This is a genomic window from Candidatus Macondimonas diazotrophica (assembly GCF_004684205.1).
Taxonomy (GTDB): domain Bacteria; phylum Pseudomonadota; class Gammaproteobacteria; order UBA5335; family UBA5335; genus Macondimonas; species Macondimonas diazotrophica.
This window is the reverse complement of record NZ_SRIO01000002.1, coordinates 144,656-162,245: the sequence shown is the minus strand read 5'-3', so window position 1 is coordinate 162,245 and position 17,590 is coordinate 144,656. Positions and strand designations below refer to the sequence as shown.

Sequence of the window (17,590 nt, the reverse complement as noted above, 5' to 3'; positions counted from 1 at the left end):
CCATGGCCAAGTTCCGTCTGCCCACGATTCCCAGTGAACAAATCACGCCGGAGTCCATTTACCAGCAAAGGCGGCACTTCATGCGCCTTGGAACCGCGGCGCTGCTCGCCCCCATGCTCCCGCTTGGGAATGCAAATGCGGCGACACAGGATCTGGCGCGGCTGTCTGCCGTGCCCGGCCCGTTCAAGACCGATGAACCCATGACCGATCGGGAAGCGGTCACCCATTACAACAACTTCTATGAGTTCGGAACCGGAAAGGCCGATCCCGCCCGAAATGCCCATACCTTGGAACCCCGCCCCTGGTCCGTGACGGTTGCAGGCGCCTGCGCAAAACCAGGCACTTACGAACTTGACGATCTCTTGAAAGGTCGGACGCTCGAGGAACGCGTCTATCGGCTCCGCTGTGTCGAAGGCTGGTCCATGGTCATTCCTTGGATCGGATTTCCCTTGAGCGATCTCCTGCGTCGGTTTGAGCCGACGGGGAATGCCAAGTTCGTGATGCTGACCACACTCTACGATCCGAAGCAGATGCCCGGTCAACGCCGCAATGTATTGCCCTGGCCCTATGTGGAAGGGTTGCGCATGGACGAAGCCATGCACCCGCTGACGATCCTGGCCGTGGGCCTGTATGGACACGTTCTGCCCAATCAGAACGGCGCACCGCTCCGCTTGGTTGTGCCGTGGAAATACGGATTCAAAAGCATCAAATCCATCGTGCGCATCGATTTCGTCGAAAAGCAGCCTGCCACCACATGGAATCAGTCCGCGCCCCGGGAATACGGGTTTTACGCCAATGTGAATCCCAACGTGGATCACCCACGCTGGAGTCAGCGCCGGGAGCGGCGCATCGGTGACCTGTTTCGCCGCGAGACGCTGCTTTTCAACGGCTATGGCGAATGGGTCGCGGATCTATATAGCGACCTCGATCTGAAACGGAACTTCTGATATGCCTGCCCGATGGATGCTGCACCTCGCCGTCATCGGATTGATGACTTTTCCGGCCCTGCAGATCGGTTTCGGTCTGACTCGCGGCTCGGTTGGCCCGGATCCCGTCGAAGCGCTGATGCTGGCAAGCGGCATCTGGACCTTGAGGTTACTGCTGCTCACCCTGGCCATGACCCCCTTGCAGCGCTGGACCCACTGGCGCTGGCCAATCGTGATTCGCCGCGATCTGGGGCTGGGCGCCTTTGCTTATGGACTCGCCCATCTGCTCGTCTTTGTCATCTTCGATCAGAATCTCGAGTTGAAGGCCGCCTGGCGTGAAGTCATCGAACATCCGGCGGTATGGCTCGGCATGTTGGCGCTGATGCTGATGCTGCCCTTGGCGATCACCTCGACCCAGGGCTGGATAACCCGGCTTGGCGCCCATTGGAAACGGCTGCATCGACTGATCTATCCCGCAGCCATTCTTGCCGTGCTGCATTTCGCCTTCCAGGTCAAATCCGACCTGCGCGAACCGATCATCCATGCTGCCCTGCTCGTCGCCCTGTTCATCCTGCGCCTGCCTCGACCGCCTCACCGCAATCGGGGCACACCAACGCCCAATCACACCACGATTTCATAGCACGGCGTGTAACTGCGTCCCGGCAACCGCATCCGCTGCTCGCGCACAAAGCTGTCCAGCAAATTATCCAGACTGCGCATGACATCTGCAGCGCCCCGCATTTGAAACGGGCCGTGGGCTTCGATGGCCTGAATTCCGGACTCCTTCACATTTCCCGAAACGATTCCGGAGAAAGCCGCACGCAGATTGGCTGCCAGATCATGCAGGGGTTGGTCGCGATGCAAGGACAACCCGGCCATGTTGGCGTGGGTGGGAACGAAAGGCGTTTGCAACGTTGGCGCAATGCGCAACACCCAGTTGAAATAGAACGCATCGCTGCGTGCAATCCGGAATCGGCGAACCTCCTCCATGCCTCGGCGCATGGCGCGCGCAACGGCAACGGGATCATCCAGAATCACCTGGTAACGTCTACTCACTGCGGACCCCAGGGTATTGGTCAGAAAATCCTCCAGACGGCGGAAATAATCCGCCGATTCCACCGGGCCGGTCAAAATCAGCGGAAAAGGAATCTCGGCATTTTCTTCATGAAGCAAGATCGCAAACAGGTAAAGCAGTTCCTCCATGGTCCCGACACCGCCCGGAAATACCACGAACCCGTGGCCGATGCGGACAAACGCTTCGAGCCGCTTTTCCATGTCCGGCATGATGACCAGATGGTTGACGATCGGGTTGGGTGGCTCGGCCGCAATGATGCCGGGTTCGGAAATGCCGACGTACCGCCCGCTGCTGCGATGCTGCTTGGCGTGCCCGACCGCGGCCCCTTTCATGGGCCCTTTCATGGCACCAGGGCCACACCCAGTGCAGATATCCATCCCGCGCAATCCGAGTTCATAGCCGACGCGCTTGGCGTATTCGTATTCCAGACGGCTGATCGAATGCCCACCCCAACATACGACCAAGTTGGGTGGTTGACCCGGGAACAATGCACGTGCGTTGCGCAAAGTATGAAATACTGCATCGGTAATCCCGCCAGGGGCCATCAAATCGAATCGCGGATGCAAGCGAATTTCGTTGTGAACGTAGACGAGATCTCGCAACACGGCGAACAAATGTTCTCGAATTCCCCGAATCATCTGTCCGTCGACGAAAGCGGCTGCCGGCGCATTGCGCAATTCCAGCTTGATCCCTCGTTCCTGCTGCACCACCTGGATATCGAAGTTGCGGTAACGTTCCATGACCTGGCGGCTGTCGTCTTCGACACTGCCGCTGTTGAGTACCGCCAAGGCACATCGCCTGAGCAGTTCGTGCAATCCGCCGAGGCTGGTATCCCGCAGACGCACGACTTCATGTTGCGACAGGACTTCCAGACTCCCCTCCGGCGCGATCAGCGCATCGACCACCTGAGGCTTGTCGACAACCAGCGCACTGTTCAATGAATCGATCGTAGGCACTGTTCAAGAATCCTTCTGATTTTTGATCGAAAACGCATGCGGCGGACATCCTACCGGATCGCCATTCGCGGTGCCCCGCTTGCCCACTTTTTTGGCTAGAATGGCCAGCATCGACTGGGTGCAATCTCCCGCCACCCCCAACCAAGGACCGTGTTGTGGAACAAACCGCTGTCATCAAGACCTATGATCGCATGGCCGCTGCCTATGATCTGGTCTTCAGTCCCATTTTCCAGCCCGGTCGCCAGCGCATCATCGACAAGATGAATTGCAAACCCGGCGACCGCATTCTCGAAGTGGGTGTGGGAACCGGGGTGTCGCTGAGCTGTTATCCCGTAACCACCCGTATCACCGGTATCGACGTCTCACCGAAAATGCTCGAGCGCGCCCAACGCAGAGTCAGAAAGCAACAGCTGAATCATGTTGATCTGCGGATCATGGATGCCCAGCAGCTCGAATTCGCCGACGCCAGCTTCGACAAGGTGACCGCCATGTATGTCGCCTCGGTGGTTCCCGATCCGCGACAGATGGTGGCCGAAATGAAGCGCGTTTGCCGTCCCGGTGGAGACCTGTTCATCGTCAACCATTTCAGTCATTCCCATTCGATGATTCGTTGGCTCGAAAAGGTCGTCGCGGTCATCACGCCCCTGATCGGCTTCACCTCGGATTTTCCGCTCGATCGCTTTCTGAGCGATGCGAAGATCTCTCATTTCGATCTCGAACCGGTCAACCTCTTTGGTTATTGGTCGATGATTCACGCTCGCAACGAGTAAACGGCTCGAGTCAGCCGTCAGTACGATCTTTGGACTGCGGACGACGCCAATGGGACAACGTCACCTGGCGTCCGCCTCCCACCGTCAGTTGACGGGGCGGGGCATCCTTGCGCAAGGTCGTCCCTGCCCCGACCGTCGCGCCCTCGCCCACCGTCACCGGTGCCACCAGTTGGCTGCCCGAGCCGATGAAAGCCCCATCGCCGATCACGGTCCGGTGCTTGTTCACACCATCGTAATTGCAGGTGATGGTGCCCGCCCCCACGTTCACGTTGCACCCCACCTCGGCATCCCCGATGTAGCTCAAGTGATTGATCTTCGATCCCCTGCCGACCCTTGCCTGCTTGATTTCCACGAAATTGCCGACATGCGTGTCCGGCGCGAGATCGGCACCGGGACGCAAGCGAGCGTAAGGACCGATGCGGGCAGCCGCACCAACCCGCGAGCCCTCCAGGTGAGAGAATGGTCGCACGTCCACGCCCGCTGCCAGCTCACAATCCCGCACAACCGACTGTGCGCCGATCCGAACGCCGTCGCCCAGGATGACGCGCCCTTCGAACACGCAGTTCACATCGATGAACACATCGCGTCCACAAATCAGCTCGCCCCGCACATCCAGCCGTGCCGGATCCACCACCGTCACCCCGCCGCGCATCAAGGCCTCCGCACGGCGGCGCTGCAGGACTCGTTCGACAATGGCCAACTGAGCCTTGTCGTTGACCCCCAAAGCGTCTTCAGCATGTTGTACCGACACCGTCTGAACCGGCACACCCTCGGCAACCGCCAGACCTATCACATCGGTCAGATAGTATTCCCCTTGGGCGTTGGATGGCTGGATAGCCGGGAGATAGCGCCGCAACATCGCGACTGAGATAGCCATCAGCCCGGTATTGACCTCGCCAATGCGTCGCTGCGCAGGCGTCGCGTCGCGTTCCTCGACGATGCCGAGAACTGCACCGCCGTCCTGCCGCAGAATGCGGCCGTAACCGGTCGGATCCGGCGCCGTCATTACCAACAGCGCCACCCCCCCGGAGGCGGCCGTGCACAGCGCAGCCAAGGTCTCGGCCGGCACCAGCGGCACATCACCGTAAAGCACCAAGGCCGTGCCCGCCTCGAGATAAGGCAGCGCCTGGGTGACAGCATGTCCCGTCCCCAGCTGCTCGGCCTGCTCGACCCAACGCAGGTCGTCGCCGTCACAGGCGCGTCGCACCGCATCCATGCCATGGCCGACGACCACATGGATCGCTGCCGGCGACAAAGCCCGTGCTGCCGAAAGCACGTGCGCCAGCAAGGGCTCGCCGCCGAGCGGCTGCAGCACCTTGGGAAGTGCGCTGTTCATGCGGGTGCCCTTTCCGGCGGCCAGCACAATTACACTCGTGGTCATCTGTTCGCTCCCGACATCTCTTCTTCCCCGCCGGCCCCGCTACCGACCAGTACGACCCATGCCCCCCGGCGCTCGACCGGCACGGCCTGCAGCGATTGCCCAAGGCATGGGCCGTGGATACACAAGCCATCGTCCATCTGAAACTGCGCCAGATGGAGGGCGCATTGAATATGGGTGCCTTCCGGATTGAGCACCTGCCCCGGCCGCCAATCGAGCGGTGCGCCGGTGTGCGGGCAGCGATTCTCATATGCCCAGACCTGCGCGCCGCGCCGAACCACCACACAGGAGCGCCGTTGCCCATTCCGCTCGTGTTCAAACCCGCGGCTGCCCGGATCCGGCAATTCGTCCCACCGACAGACCCGAACGGCCATTCACCCCGCTCCCGTGGACACAACGGGCGACTGATCGAGACGCCGAATCGGCTCGCCCAGCCACAGCACCAACGCCAGCGCCGGCAGCGACGCCAAGAACGTCAGAACGAAAAAGACCGGCCAGCCCAGATCCGCCACCAGATACCCTGCCGGCGGGCCGATGAACACACGCGCCAGCGCGGCCAGCGCCGAAAAAAGCGCGTACTGCGTGGCCGTGTAGCGGGTATCGCACAAGGCCATCAGCAAGGCTACGAACGCGGCAGACCCCATCCCGCCGAACAGCTGCTCACCCACCACGGCGACGACCAGCATGCCATGGCTCTTGCCGACCACCGCGAGCGCGGCGAAGAGCAGGTTGGTCACTGCTTGCAGGACGCCGAAGACCAACAGTGCCCGCAGCAGGCCCCAACGCACCATCAACGCGCCGCCAGCCAGAGCGCCGGCCAAGGCCGCTGCAATGCCGACGCCCTTGTTGACGACGCCGACTTCGGCGACGCTGAAGCCCACCCCCTGGACCAGGAATGCCGTGCTGAGCGTCGCGGCAAACGCGTCACCGAACTTGTAGAGCACGATCAACAATAGAAACACCAGCGCTGCCGGGCGCTGCAGAAATGCACGCATCGGTTCGCGCAGGGCTTCCACCAGGCGGTGGGGAGTCGCCGCCGGTGCCTCAGGCTCCGGGCTCAGCAGCGTGACCAGAATGCCTAGCGCCATCAGCACGGCCATAACCCGATAGGTGGCAACCCACCCCACCGACCCAGCCAGAACCAGCGCCAGTGCGCCGGAAGTCAGCATGGCCAGACGGTAGCCCGTGTTGGTCAGGCCGGCACCGAGCCCCCGCATCGGCGGGTGCAGTACCTCGGTGCGGTAGGCGTCGAACACAATGTCCTGGGAGGCCGAAGCGAATGCGATGCCCAGGGCCAGCAGGCCCAGCAGAGCGATATCCGAATGCGGGTCGATCGACGACATCGCCAGGAGCGCCGTCACCAGACTGACCTGCGTCAGCACAAGGCCACCGCGGCGGCGGCCCATCCCCAAGGGTGTGTAGCGGTCGAACAGCGGCGCCCAAAGAAACTTCAGCGTGTAAGGCAAGCCAACTAGGCTGAAGATCCCGATGGTGCGGATGTCGATGCGCACATCGGCCAGCCAGGCCTGGAGCGTACCGCCGGAGAGGGCCAGCGGCAGACCGGAGGCGAAGGCCAGCAGCGTCACACGCCATAACTCGGGGTAGCGTCCCAGCGCCTGCCACGCCGATTGGGGCATGGAATCCGCGTCGCCCGGTTTCATGTCACCTCGATCAGCCGATCCGGCACGCCCACATCCCATGGCAATGGCCAATCGTAATCGATCGTGAGTGCGGCATGGTCACTGAAGCGCTGATCCTTGTAGATCTCGGCGGTCCGGGCACTGGCCGCAAGCCCCGGGGTGGCAATCTGATAGTCGATCCGCCATCCGACGTTCCGCGCCCAGGCCTGACCCCGGTTGCTCCACCAGGTGTATCCTTCGCCGGTAGTCTCGGGATGAAGCCGGCGGTAGACGTCCACCCAACCCAGTTCGTCGAAGACCCGACTCAGCCAGGCGCGCTCTTCGGGAAGAAAGCCCGAATTCTTCTGGTTGCCGCGCCAATTCTTGAGATCGATGGCCTGATGCGCGATGTTCCAATCGCCGCATAACAAGACTTGTGTGCCGGCTTGGGCGAGCGCCGCGAGATGATCGAAAAACCGGGCCATGAAGTGGAACTTGGCCGCTTGGCGATGTTCGCCGCTCGATCCGGAGGGCAGATACACGGAAATCACCGATAGGCCCGGAAAGCGCAGCTCCAGATAGCGGCCCTCTGCATCGATCTCGGCAATCCCCAGACCTTCGATACAATCCTCGGGCGGGGTGCGGGTATACAACCCAACACCGCTGTAGCCTTTTTTTTCCGCAAAATGGAAATAACCCTGATAGCCGGGCGGATCGCGCATCGCACTCGTGAGATCGCCATCCTGGGCCTTGAGCTCCTGGAGACACACCAAATCGGCCTGCTGAGCCGGCAGCCAGTCGAAAAAACCCTTGCGGGCGGCCGAACGAATGCCATTGAGGTTGAGGGTCATGATGCGCAAAATCAGGCTGCTCCTTCACGTCGGGCGCCGGCCGATGGATCACTTCAATGAAACAACGTCGCTGGGAGGATTTGGCAGTTCTTCGGCACCGCCCGTGATGAATCCAGCGACCTCGCGTCGAACGCCGGTCAATGCCGCAGAAAAGGGCACCACCAAGCCCCAGAGGATGTTGACATGGTTGGCCTGTTCCAGAAACACCATACGCGCACGCCCGCCGCATCCTTCGATTCGGCGCCACAACCGCTTGCTGTTCCCAGGTCCGACGACCCGATCCTTGGAGCCGTGCAACAATAGAAAAGGCGGGTTTCGGCCATCGACGAAGCGGATCGGCTGGGATTCCTCATGCCGTTCGGCTGGACCGAATGTGTCGACCAACTCATCGGTCTGAAAGGGCATGAAGTCATAGGGTCCGGCCAAGCCCACGAATCCCGCCAATGTCGCCGGCGAATGCCCATGCACACCGAGATAACGCGGATCAAGGCTGAGCAGCGCACCGATATGGGCGCCCGCCGAATGACCCATGAGATGAACGCGCTCCGGATCCCCGCCCCACTGCGCGACATGACGCAACACCCAATCGACCGCTGCCGCCCCGTCTTCCACGAAGACCGGGAAACGTACAGCCGGATAGAGCCGATAGTCCGGAACGATCACCACTGCGCCGAGGGCGGCCAGACGGCGCGCCAGCAGACTGTACAAACGCCGGTGACCCTGCTTCCAGCGCCCGCCATAGAAAAACACGATGACCGGCATCGGTGAGGAGCCTGCCGGCCGGTAAACGTCCAGACACTGGCGTGCGTCATTCCCGAATCGGGCGGTATGAACCCGCCGCACACCAAACCAGTTCCGTAAAGGCGCCGTCCATCGGGGCACCATCCCGCTCCATTTGCTCATGCTAGAGAATCGGCTCGTGGGGCCGCACGTTCGCAGTCGTCGAGCGACCGGTATTGAGCGCGCGCAAGCCCTGCGTCAGGCCATCCAGGGTCAGGGGATACATCTGCCCGTCCATGAGCTGGCGGATGATATTGATCGAGGGCGTACCTTCCCAGCGGTTCTCGGGCTCGGGATTGAGCCAGATGATGCGTCGGAAATGCGCCTGCATCCGGCGCATCCAGACCGCGCCCGCTTCCGGATTGTGGTGCTCCACGCTGCCGCCCTCATGCAGGATTTCATAAGGACTCATGGTGGCATCACCGACGAAGATCACCTTGTAGTCCGGACCGAAGGTCGCGAGCACGTCCGCCGTCGGCATGCGCTCAGTGCGCCGGCGCCGGTTGTCTTTCCATAGCCATTCATAGAGGAAGTTGTGGAAATAGAAATATTCCAGGTGCTTGAACTCGGCGCGCGCTGCCGAAAACAGCTCCTGAGCGATCCGAACATGGTCGTCCATCGAACCGCCTACATCCATGAACAGCAGCACCTTGACCTGATTGCGCCGCTCGGGCACGAGTTTGAGGTCCAGGTAGCCGGCATTGCGGGCGGTTGCCCGGATGGTGTCGTCGAGATCAAGTTCGAGCTCGTTGCCCTCGCGCACGAATTGGCGCAGGCGCTTGAGCGCGACCTTGATATTGCGGGTGCCCAATTCGACTTGATCGTCGTAATTGCGGAACTCACGCTGATCCCAGACCTTTACCGCGCTGCGATGGCGGGGACCCCCCTGGCCGATGCGAACGCCCTCAGGGTTGTAGCCGTAAGCGCCGAACGGGGAACGCCCCGCTGTGCCGATGTTTCGATTGCCCCCCTCATGGCGCTCCTTCTGGTTTTCCAGACGCTCGCGCAAGGCCTCCATCAGCTTTTCCCAACCGCCCAGCGACTCGATCAGCGCCTGCTCCTCGGGCGAAAGATTGAGCTCGTTGCGCCGCGCCAGCCACTCGGGTGGAATCCGTCCGTCCGCCACCGCCTGAGCGAGCTGTTCCATACGGTCCTCGGCACCCTTGAAGTAGGCGCCGAATACCTGATCGAAGCGGTCGTAGTGACGTTCATCCTTCACCAGACAGGTACGCGCCAGGAAGTAGAAGTCGTCCAGACTGGCCACCACTACGCGCTTGTCGAGCGCGGCCAGAAGACTGAGAAATTCCGTGATCGTGACCGGAACCCCGCCCTGGCGCAGTGCAAAGAAGAAATCGACCAGCATGATGGGCTCCTCCCCAACCGGCGATGCGCTCAGAGATTGCCCTGGCGACGGGCAATGAACGCGAGCCGTTCGAACAGATGGATATCCTGCTCGTTCTTGAGCAACGCGCCGTAGAGCGGCGGAATGAGGTTGTTCGGATCGGTGCTGCGGATCGACTCGGCCGGGATGTCCTCGGCCAGTAGAAGCTTCAGCCAGTCCAGCAGCTCGGAGGTGGACGGCTTTTTCTTCAAGCCGGGCACCTCGCGCAGGTCGAAGAACACCTCCATCGCCTCGCGAACCAGCTCTTGCTTGATACCCGGAAAATGGACATCCACGATCCGCCCCATGTTCTCCCGGTCCGGAAAACGGATGTAGTGAAAGAAACAGCGGCGCAGGAAGGCGTCGGGCAATTCCTTCTCGTTGTTGCTGGTGATGATGATGACAGGGCGATGCGCCGCGCGAACCAGCGTCTGCGTCTCGTAGACATAGAATTCCATGCGATCCAGTTCACGCAGCAGATCGTTGGGAAATTCGATATCGGCCTTGTCGATCTCATCGATCAGGAGCACAGGCCGCTCGGTGCTCTGAAAAGATTCCCAGACCGGGCCCTTCTTGATGTAGTGCGCAATATCATGCACGCGGGGGTCGCCGAGCTGTGAATCCCGCAAACGGGAGACCGCGTCGTACTCATACAGCCCCTGTTGAGCCTTGCTGGTGGACTTGACGTGCCACTGGAACAAGGGCCGGCCCAGTGCCCGGGCCACTTCCTCGGCCAATAGAGTCTTGCCGGTACCCGGCTCACCCTTGACCAGAAGCGGCCGCTCCAGCGTGATCGCGGCGTTTACGGCCAAGGTGAGTTCGCGGGTCGCAACGTAGGAATCGGTACCTTCAAAACGCATGCGAATACTATCCTTCCAGTGAGGTCACGCGCGCCACTCGGAGGCGGCGCGGGACAAAATCAGGCAATGGCCCGTGCCTGCAACGCCGCCACGGCCGGCAAGGTCTTGCCTTCCAGGAATTCCAGGAATGCACCGCCACCGGTCGATACGTAGGAAATGCGATCCGCGACGCCGAACAGATCGATGGCCGCAAGGGTGTCGCCGCCGCCGGCAATGGAGAATGCCCCGCTGTCCGCGATGGCTTCGGCCAAGGCCCGTGTTCCGTCTCGAAATTCAGGAAACTCGAATACCCCCACCGGGCCGTTCCAGACGATCGTGCCGGCCTGCTCGGCCAGCGCCGCGTACTGGCGCGCCGTTTCCGGCCCGATATCCAGAATCATGTCATCGGCTCCGACTGCCTGTACCGCCTTGACGGCACCTTTAGCCTGCTCTGAAAACTCGGTCGCCACCACCACGTCGACGGGCAACGGGATCGCCACCCCCTTCGCTTCGGCAGCAGTCATCAGGCGACGCGCTTCATCGATCAGCTCCGGCTCATGGAGCGACTTGCCAATGGGCTGACCGGCTGCGGCCAAGAAGGTGTTGGCAATGCCGCCCCCGGGGATCAGCCGGTCGACCTTTTCGATCAGGGCCTCGAGAATGGTGAGTTTGGTCGATACCTTGGAACCGGCCACTACGGCAACCAACGGACGTGCCGGCTCGGTCAGCGCCCGTCCGAGCGCGTCGAGTTCCCCGGTCAGCAAAGGCCCCGCGCAAGCCACCGCTGCGAAACGGGCGACGCCGTGAGTCGAGGCTTCGGCGCGATGCGCCGTCCCGAAGGCATCCATCACATACACATCGCACAAGGCCGCCATACGACGCGCCAGCGCCTCATCGTCCTTCTTCTCGCCCACGTTGAACCGCACGTTTTCGAGCAGCACCAATTCACCCGGCGCCACTACCACCTCATCGAGCCAGTCGCGCTGCAACGGGACGTCCCGCTCCAGGGCTTCGCTCAGGGCGGCGGCGACGGGCGCCAACGACAAGGCCGGATCGAATTCGCCCTCCTTGGGGCGTCCGAGATGGGACATCACCATGACCGCAGCGCCCGCATCCAGCGCGGCCTGGATGGTCGGCAAGCTGGCTCGAATGCGAGCGTCGCTGGTGACCTTCCCGTCCTTGACCGGCACATTCAGGTCTTCACGGATCAGCACGCGCTTTCCGCGCAGTTCGAGATCGGTCATCTTGAGGATTGCCATCACAGCCTCCGCAGTGCGAGTTCGGAAAGAACACCCGTGCCGGGGCTATCGAGACACCCCGGCACGGCTGATCGTCACTGCGCCTTGGTTAGCGCCAGAGCGGTATCCAGCATACGGTTGGAGAAGCCCCATTCGTTGTCATACCACGAGCAGACCTTCACCAGACGGCCGTCGATCACCTTGGTGAGGGTCAGATCGGCCGTGGAAGAGGCCGGATTATGGTTGAAGTCCACCGACACCAGCGGATCCTCATTCACATTCAGGATACCCTTGAGCTCGCCGGCCGCGGCGTCCTTGAGAATCTGGTTGACTTCATCGACCGTCGTTGCGCGCCCAGCGGTGAAGGTGAGGTCGACCATCGACACGTTGATGGTCGGCACGCGAATGGCGAAGCCGTCCAGCTTGCCGTTCAGCTCGGGCAACACGAGGCCCACCGCCGCCGCCGCCCCGGTCTTGGTCGGGATCATGGAATGGGTGGCACTGCGAGCCCGGCGCAGATCTTCATGATAGACGTCGGTCAGCACCTGATCGTTGGTGTAGGCGTGGATGGTGTTCATCAAGCCTTCAACCAGTCCCAGCTTCTCATGCAGCGGCTTGACCAGCGGCGCCAGACAGTTGGTGGTGCAGCTGGCGTTGCTGATGACCGTATCGGTCGCCTTGAGGACACCGTGGTTGACGCCGTAGACGATGGTGGCATCCACATCCTTGCCACCGGGTGCGGAGATGATGACTTTCTTGGCACCGCCCTTCAGATGTGCGGAAGCCTTTTCCTTGCTGGTGAAAAAGCCCGTGCATTCCATGACGACATCGACGCCCAGCTCGCCCCAGGGCAGCTCGGCTGGGTTGCGGTTGGCCAGCACGCGGATCTTGTCGCCGTTGACGATCATGTAGTCGCCTTCCACGGCCACCGTGCCGGGAAACTTGCCATGGGTCGTGTCATGGCGCGTCAGGTGCGCGTTGGTCTTGGCATCGCCGAGATCGTTGATCGCGACGATCTGGATTTCCCCGGTGCGCCCGGATTCATACAGCGCCCGCAAGACATTGCGGCCGATGCGGCCATATCCATTGATTGCCACTTTGATTGCCATGCGCATCACTCCTGATGATGGTTAAGCCGGCCTACTGCCGGTCAGAGTAGGTCTCGAACGGTCGCAACCACGTTGTCCACCGTAAACCCGAAATGAGTCATCAATGCTGCCGCCGGAGCGGACTCGCCGAAGCGATCAAGCCCGATCACCCGCCCCTGGAGACCCACGAAGGCTCGCCAATACAAGGGGTGAGCCGCTTCCACGGCGACGCGGCGTGTCACCGCAGAAGGCAGAACCCGTTCCCGATAATCTGCATCCTGCTCCGCAAAAGCCTCCGCGCACGGCATCGAGATCACGCGCGCCGTCACGCCCTCGTCCGCCAAACGCTCGGCAGCCGCCATGGCCAGCGCCACTTCCGATCCGGTCGCCAGGATCAGCGCATCCGGCGTGCCCGGCGTGTCGCGCAGGATATAGCCACCCCGGTGAATCGCTTCGAGCTGCGCCGCATCGCGCCCCTGATGGGGACAGCTCTGGCGCGAAAACACCAGCGCCGAAGGCCCCTCACGATAGGCCACCGCCTGCTGCCAGGCGACCTGGGACTCGACCGCGTCGCACGGCCGCCAGAGGTGCAGGTTCGGAATCAGGCGCAGACTGGCCAAATGCTCGACCGGCTGATGCGTAGGGCCATCCTCGCCCAGACCAATGGAATCATGCGTCAGCACGAAGATGCTGCGCTGGCGCATCAGGGCCGCCATGCGGATGGCGTTGCGCGCATAATCGGAGAACACGAGGAAGGTGGCGCCGAAGGGAACGAAGCCGCCGTGCAGTGCCAGGCCATTGTTGATCGCCGCCATGCCGAATTCACGCACCCCATAGGCGATGCTGTTGGCATCGGGCCGTTCGGTCGAGAAACTCACCGAACCTGACCAGTGGGTGAGATTGGAATGTGTGAGGTCCGCAGAACCCCCGACCAGCTCGGGCAAGACGGGCCCAAGTCGTTCCAGCGCTTTCTGTGAAGCCTGACGGGTCGCCAGATTCGCGCCCTGGGCTGCCACGTCCGCGACCCATCCTGCGCAGGTCTGTGACCAATCCGCCGGCAAATCACCGGCCAAGCGGCGCTCGAATTCGGCGGCCAACTCAGGATGAGCCTCGCGGTAGCGCGCGAACAAGGCGCGCCAGCGGCCCGACAACCGGCCGCCCCGCTCGCGACCATCCCAGGCTGCCGCGATCTCCTCGGGAATTTCAAACGGAGCATACGGCCAGCCGAGCCGCTCGCGCGCGGCCGCGATTTCCTCGGGTCCCAGTGGCGCCCCGTGCGTCGACTCGGAGCCCTGCTTGTTGGGGGCACCGAAGCCGATCACGGTCTTGCAACAAATCAGGCTCGGGCGGTTGGCGTCACCTCGAGCCAGCTGGATCGCCTCGCGGACCGCGTCGGCATCGTGCCCGTCCACATTGCGGATGACCTGCCAGCCGTAGGCCTCGAAGCGCGCCGGCGTATCATCGGTGAACCAGCCCTGTACCGGTCCGTCAATCGAGATGCCGTTGTCATCGTAAAAGACGATCAGCTTGCCAAGCTGCCAAGTACCGGCCAGAGAACAGACCTCATGGGAAATCCCCTCCATCAGGCAGCCATCACCGGCAAAAGCATAGGTAAAGTGATCGACGATCGAAAACTCGCGGCGATTGAACCGTGCTGCAAGGAGGCGCTCCGCCAGCGCCATGCCCACCGCGTTGGCCAGACCCTGCCCAAGCGGTCCGGTCGTGGTTTCCACGCCGGGCGTCATGCCATACTCGGGGTGTCCCGGCGTCTTGCTGTGCAACTGCCGGAACTGCTGCAGATCATCGCGGCTCAGCGCGTAACCGGACAGATGCAGCAGGGCATAGAGCAGCATGGAGCCATGGCCATTCGACAGCACGAAGCGGTCCCGGTCCGGCCAGCGCGGATCGGCAGGATCATGGCGCAAGAAATCATTCCACAGCACTTCGGCGATGTCCGCCATCCCCATCGGCGCGCCCGGATGCCCGGATTTGGCTTCCTGCACTGCGTCCATGGCCAGCGCCCGGATGGCGTTGGCGAGCTTTCGACGTGACGGCATCAGTTCCTCGCTCCAGTGTTTCATCGAGTAAAAGGACCGGCCGACGACACCCGGCGGCATTCACCCTGGCTGAAAAGCCTTTCATTGTCGCTGATCGGCCTCCCCGGCGGCAATCGGGAATTGTCCCACATCAACAGAAGTCCGCGGCCTACAGGGCACTCGCCTCCTCATGCCCATTGTTTTTAGGCGCTGACCGATCCTGTGAATCGAAAGACGTGGCATGGATGATAGCGAACCGGGCCGCCTGCCCCAGCACTTTCGAAAAGAATCAACTCGGAGGCGGAAAATCGCCCCGCCGATAAGGACGGCGCGACCGGCAGCGCAGGATGACGCCGACGCAACCGCGCCAGCGTGATGTGGGGCTGGAACGGACGGGGATCGCTCGACAGACTCGCGTCGCGGACCGCATTCGCCACCCGCGCAGCGAGATGGGTCAAGGACACGCCCCGCGTTACCGACATCGCCAGCACGACCGGCCGAAGCGCATCCGGGAACCACAGGCCCCGCTCAGCGTGGATGGCGAAAGGCCGCTGCCCGGCGATTTCCGCAGTGACCGTCCCAATCAGCCTCGCCTGCGCAGCCGTTTCCACCATGCCCAGAAAGTGGATTGTCAGATGCACATCCGCAGGGGCCTGCCAGCGCAGCCAGTCCGGCTCGCCCAATGCCAGACGTGCACCTTGAAGCCACGATGAGGCACAGTCGGCCGACGGCCTCAAGCCGAAAAACAATCGCCTGCGGCCGTCACGTTCGGCCCGTGTGATGGTGGAATCGCGCATACCCGAACGCTCCGCAGGGGTCCCGGCCCGTGGCGCCAAAACTTTTTTTCACCCATCCCATTGGGTAATATGCCCGATTCGACAAGGACAAGCGTCCCCAAGTTGATCAAAGTAAGGAGTGTAATGGTGGAACGGGAAGTAATGGAGTTCGATGTCGTCATCGTCGGCGCGGGCCCGGCCGGATTGTCCTGCGCCTGCCGTATTCTCCAGATGGCTGAACAAGCTGGCCAAGAGATCGAGGTCTGCGTGGTCGAGAAAGGCTCGGAACTCGGCGCGCACAGCCTGTCCGGAGCGATCTTCGAGCCGACCGCACTCAACGAGCTGTTCCCCGATTGGAAGGAGCGCGGCGCGCCCCTGAATGTGCCGGTCAGCCATGACGAGATGTACTTCCTGCTGAGCGAACAGCGCTCGGTACTGACCCCCAATGCACTCCTGCCCAAGCCCATGCACAACGAAGGCAACTACGTCATCAGCCTGGGCCAGCTGGTGCGCTGGCTGGGCGATCAGGCCGAAGCCATGGGTGCCAACATCTTCCCCGGCTACGCCGCCGCCGATGTGATCTACGACGACAAGGGGACGGTCTGCGGTGTCGTCACGGGCGACATGGGCGTGTCCAAGAAAGGCGAACCCAAGGACAGCTATACCCCGGGCGTGGAACTGCGCGCCAAGTACACGGTGTTCGCCGAAGGCTGCCGCGGGCATCTGGGCAAGCGCCTGATGCAACAGTTCGACCTGCGCAGCGACTGCGATGTCCAGCATTACGGCATCGGGCTCAAGGAAATCTGGGAAATCGATCCCGCCAAGCACAAACCCGGACTGGTGGTTCATACCGCGGGCTGGCCCATGGACACCCGGACCGAAGGCGGCGGCTTTCTCTATCACTGGGAAGACAACAAGGTTCTGTGCGGCTACATCATTGCGCTCGACTACAAGAATCCCTACCTCTTTCCGTTCAAGGAATTCCAGCGCTGGAAGACCCATCCCGCGATCCGCGAAACCCTGGAAGGCGGCAAGCGCATTTCCTATGGCGCCCGGGCGGTGAACAAGGGGGGGCTGAACTCCCTGCCCAAGCTGACCTTCCCCGGCGGCATGATGGTCGGATGCGAGGCCGGCTTCCTCAATCCTGCCAAGATCAAGGGCAACCATACCGCCATGAAGACCGGCATGCTGGCCGGCGAAGCCATCGTGGAAGCGCTCACCGCCGGCGACACCGGCGGCCAGGATCTGGTGAGCTACGAAGAGAAGGTCAAGAATTCCTGGGTGTGGGAGGAACTGTACAAATCCCGCAACTGGACCCCGGCACTGCACAAGTTCGGCGTTCTCATGGGCGCACCGTTCCAGTTCATCGACCAGAACATCGCCGGCGGCAAGCTGCCGTTTACCCTGCACGCCAATACCGCCGATTATGCCGAGCTCAAGATGGCGAGCGACAGCAAACCCATCGACTATCCCAAGCCCGACGGCGTGATCAGTTTCGACCTGCCGTCATCGGTCTACCTCTCCGGAACCAACCACGAGGAAGACCAGCCCGTCCATCTGACGTTGAAGGACCCGGAAGTGCCCATTGGGCAGAACCTGCCGGTCTACGACGAACCCGCGCAGCGCTATTGCCCGGCCGGTGTTTATGAGGTGGTCAAGGACGACGATGGCAAGCCGCGCTTCCAGATCAACGCGCAGAACTGCGTTCATTGCAAGACCTGCGACATCAAGGATCCCGCCCAGAACATCAACTGGGTCACACCCGAAGGCGGCGGCGGTCCCAACTACATGATCATGTAATCAGCGACGGATCCTCATCCGTTCGATCAGAGCCCCGGGCAACCCCCGGGGCTTTTTTGATCAAGCTGCTTTCGGTT

The 17,590-nt window shown here is 62.0% G+C and carries 16 protein-coding genes; 4 read left to right on the top strand and 12 right to left on the bottom strand.

Translation table 11 applies throughout. From position 1 onward, the window contains the following. Positions 1–2: 2 nt before the first annotated feature. Positions 3–947, top strand: coding sequence for a protein-methionine-sulfoxide reductase catalytic subunit MsrP (msrP, locus tag E4680_RS02335; RefSeq protein ID WP_135280759.1), 945 nt, complete (start codon positions 3–5; stop codon positions 945–947). Position 948: 1 nt separating this feature from the next. Further along, a complete protein-coding gene (locus E4680_RS02330; protein ID WP_240696085.1) occupies positions 949–1,566 on the top strand; it encodes a protein-methionine-sulfoxide reductase heme-binding subunit MsrQ in 618 nt (205 codons plus the stop codon). On the opposite strand, the gene ppnN is transcribed toward E4680_RS02330, so the two are convergent. Beyond that, positions 1,548–2,957 carry a nucleotide 5'-monophosphate nucleosidase PpnN gene (gene ppnN, locus E4680_RS02325; protein ID WP_276605602.1) on the bottom strand — a complete coding sequence of 470 codons (1,410 nt, stop codon included), beginning with the start codon at positions 2,955–2,957 and terminating at the stop codon, positions 1,548–1,550. The two genes, E4680_RS02330 and ppnN, sit on opposite strands and share 19 nt — an antisense overlap. A 155-nt stretch (positions 2,958–3,112) precedes the next feature. Between ppnN and E4680_RS02320 the strand changes: the two genes are divergently transcribed. Next, complete coding sequence (locus tag E4680_RS02320) at positions 3,113–3,727, top strand: class I SAM-dependent methyltransferase (protein ID WP_135280758.1); 615 nt, start codon at positions 3,113–3,115, stop codon at positions 3,725–3,727. Positions 3,728–3,737: 10 nt separating this feature from the next. On the opposite strand, the gene glmU is transcribed toward E4680_RS02320, so the two are convergent. From glmU to thpR, 11 genes are all read right to left on the bottom strand, one after another. Continuing rightward, positions 3,738–5,108: a bifunctional UDP-N-acetylglucosamine diphosphorylase/glucosamine-1-phosphate N-acetyltransferase GlmU gene (glmU, locus tag E4680_RS02315; RefSeq protein WP_135280757.1), complete on the bottom strand. Its 1,371-nt coding sequence runs from the start codon at positions 5,106–5,108 to the stop codon at positions 3,738–3,740. Then, entirely contained in the window at positions 5,105–5,479 is a 375-nt protein-coding gene (locus E4680_RS02310) for a Rieske (2Fe-2S) protein (protein ID WP_135280756.1), read from the bottom strand. The genes glmU and E4680_RS02310 overlap by 4 nt, the downstream gene beginning before the upstream one ends. Then, a complete protein-coding gene (locus E4680_RS02305; protein WP_240696084.1) occupies positions 5,480–6,766 on the bottom strand; it encodes an AmpG family muropeptide MFS transporter in 1,287 nt (428 codons plus the stop codon). Then, the gene (locus E4680_RS02300) at positions 6,763–7,575 is read right to left on the bottom strand and encodes an exodeoxyribonuclease III (protein ID WP_205688723.1); all 813 of its coding nucleotides are present in this window, start codon (positions 7,573–7,575) and stop codon (positions 6,763–6,765) included. The genes E4680_RS02305 and E4680_RS02300 overlap by 4 nt, the downstream gene beginning before the upstream one ends. A 48-nt stretch (positions 7,576–7,623) precedes the next feature. After that, complete coding sequence (locus E4680_RS02295; protein WP_135280754.1) at positions 7,624–8,478, bottom strand: alpha/beta hydrolase; 855 nt, start codon at positions 8,476–8,478, stop codon at positions 7,624–7,626. Position 8,479: 1 nt separating this feature from the next. Continuing rightward, on the bottom strand, positions 8,480–9,718 hold the full coding sequence (locus E4680_RS02290; protein ID WP_135280753.1) for a vWA domain-containing protein: 1,239 nt from the start codon (positions 9,716–9,718) through the stop codon (positions 8,480–8,482). Positions 9,719–9,747: 29 nt separating this feature from the next. After that, positions 9,748–10,596, bottom strand: a complete 849-nt coding sequence (locus tag E4680_RS02285) for an AAA family ATPase (RefSeq protein ID WP_135280752.1) — start codon at positions 10,594–10,596, stop codon at positions 9,748–9,750. Between the two features lie 59 nt (positions 10,597–10,655). Next, complete coding sequence (locus tag E4680_RS02280) at positions 10,656–11,834, bottom strand: phosphoglycerate kinase (protein ID WP_135280751.1); 1,179 nt, start codon at positions 11,832–11,834, stop codon at positions 10,656–10,658. A 74-nt stretch (positions 11,835–11,908) separates the two neighbouring features. Next, a complete protein-coding gene (gene gap / locus E4680_RS02275) occupies positions 11,909–12,922 on the bottom strand; it encodes a type I glyceraldehyde-3-phosphate dehydrogenase (protein ID WP_135280750.1) in 1,014 nt (337 codons plus the stop codon). A gap of 41 nt (positions 12,923–12,963) precedes the next feature. Next, positions 12,964–14,958 carry a transketolase gene (tkt, locus tag E4680_RS02270; RefSeq protein ID WP_205688711.1) on the bottom strand — a complete coding sequence of 665 codons (1,995 nt, stop codon included), beginning with the start codon at positions 14,956–14,958 and terminating at the stop codon, positions 12,964–12,966. Between the two features lie 182 nt (positions 14,959–15,140). After that, entirely contained in the window at positions 15,141–15,734 is a 594-nt protein-coding gene (gene thpR, locus E4680_RS02265; RefSeq protein ID WP_135280749.1) for an RNA 2',3'-cyclic phosphodiesterase, read from the bottom strand. A 123-nt stretch (positions 15,735–15,857) separates the two neighbouring features. Between thpR and E4680_RS02260 the strand changes: the two genes are divergently transcribed. Beyond that, entirely contained in the window at positions 15,858–17,513 is a 1,656-nt protein-coding gene (locus tag E4680_RS02260) for an electron transfer flavoprotein-ubiquinone oxidoreductase (protein ID WP_205688710.1), read from the top strand. Positions 17,514–17,590 lie beyond the last annotated feature (77 nt).

Bases quoted from the DNA above. Each gene is read 5' to 3' on its own strand.
- E4680_RS02305 (WP_240696084.1), bottom strand. From the start codon at position 6,766: ATGAAACCGGGCGACGCGGATTCCATGCCCCAATCGGCGTGGCAGGCG.
- thpR (WP_135280749.1), bottom strand. From the start codon at position 15,734: ATGCGCGATTCCACCATCACACGGGCCGAACGTGACGGCCGCAGGCGA.
- E4680_RS02295 (WP_135280754.1), bottom strand. From the start codon at position 8,478: ATGAGCAAATGGAGCGGGATGGTGCCCCGATGGACGGCGCCTTTACGG.
- E4680_RS02310 (WP_135280756.1), bottom strand. From the start codon at position 5,479: ATGGCCGTTCGGGTCTGTCGGTGGGACGAATTGCCGGATCCGGGCAGC.
- E4680_RS02260 (WP_205688710.1), top strand. From the start codon at position 15,858: ATGGTGGAACGGGAAGTAATGGAGTTCGATGTCGTCATCGTCGGCGCG.
- E4680_RS02290 (WP_135280753.1), bottom strand. From the start codon at position 9,718: ATGCTGGTCGATTTCTTCTTTGCACTGCGCCAGGGCGGGGTTCCGGTC.
- E4680_RS02300 (WP_205688723.1), bottom strand. From the start codon at position 7,575: ATGACCCTCAACCTCAATGGCATTCGTTCGGCCGCCCGCAAGGGTTTT.
- E4680_RS02280 (WP_135280751.1), bottom strand. From the start codon at position 11,834: ATGGCAATCCTCAAGATGACCGATCTCGAACTGCGCGGAAAGCGCGTG.
- E4680_RS02330 (WP_240696085.1), top strand. From the start codon at position 949: ATGCCTGCCCGATGGATGCTGCACCTCGCCGTCATCGGATTGATGACT.
- E4680_RS02285 (WP_135280752.1), bottom strand. From the start codon at position 10,596: ATGCGTTTTGAAGGTACCGATTCCTACGTTGCGACCCGCGAACTCACC.
- msrP (WP_135280759.1), top strand. From the start codon at position 3: ATGGCCAAGTTCCGTCTGCCCACGATTCCCAGTGAACAAATCACGCCG.
- gap (WP_135280750.1), bottom strand. From the start codon at position 12,922: ATGGCAATCAAAGTGGCAATCAATGGATATGGCCGCATCGGCCGCAAT.
- glmU (WP_135280757.1), bottom strand. From the start codon at position 5,108: ATGACCACGAGTGTAATTGTGCTGGCCGCCGGAAAGGGCACCCGCATG.
- tkt (WP_205688711.1), bottom strand. From the start codon at position 14,958: ATGCCGTCACGTCGAAAGCTCGCCAACGCCATCCGGGCGCTGGCCATG.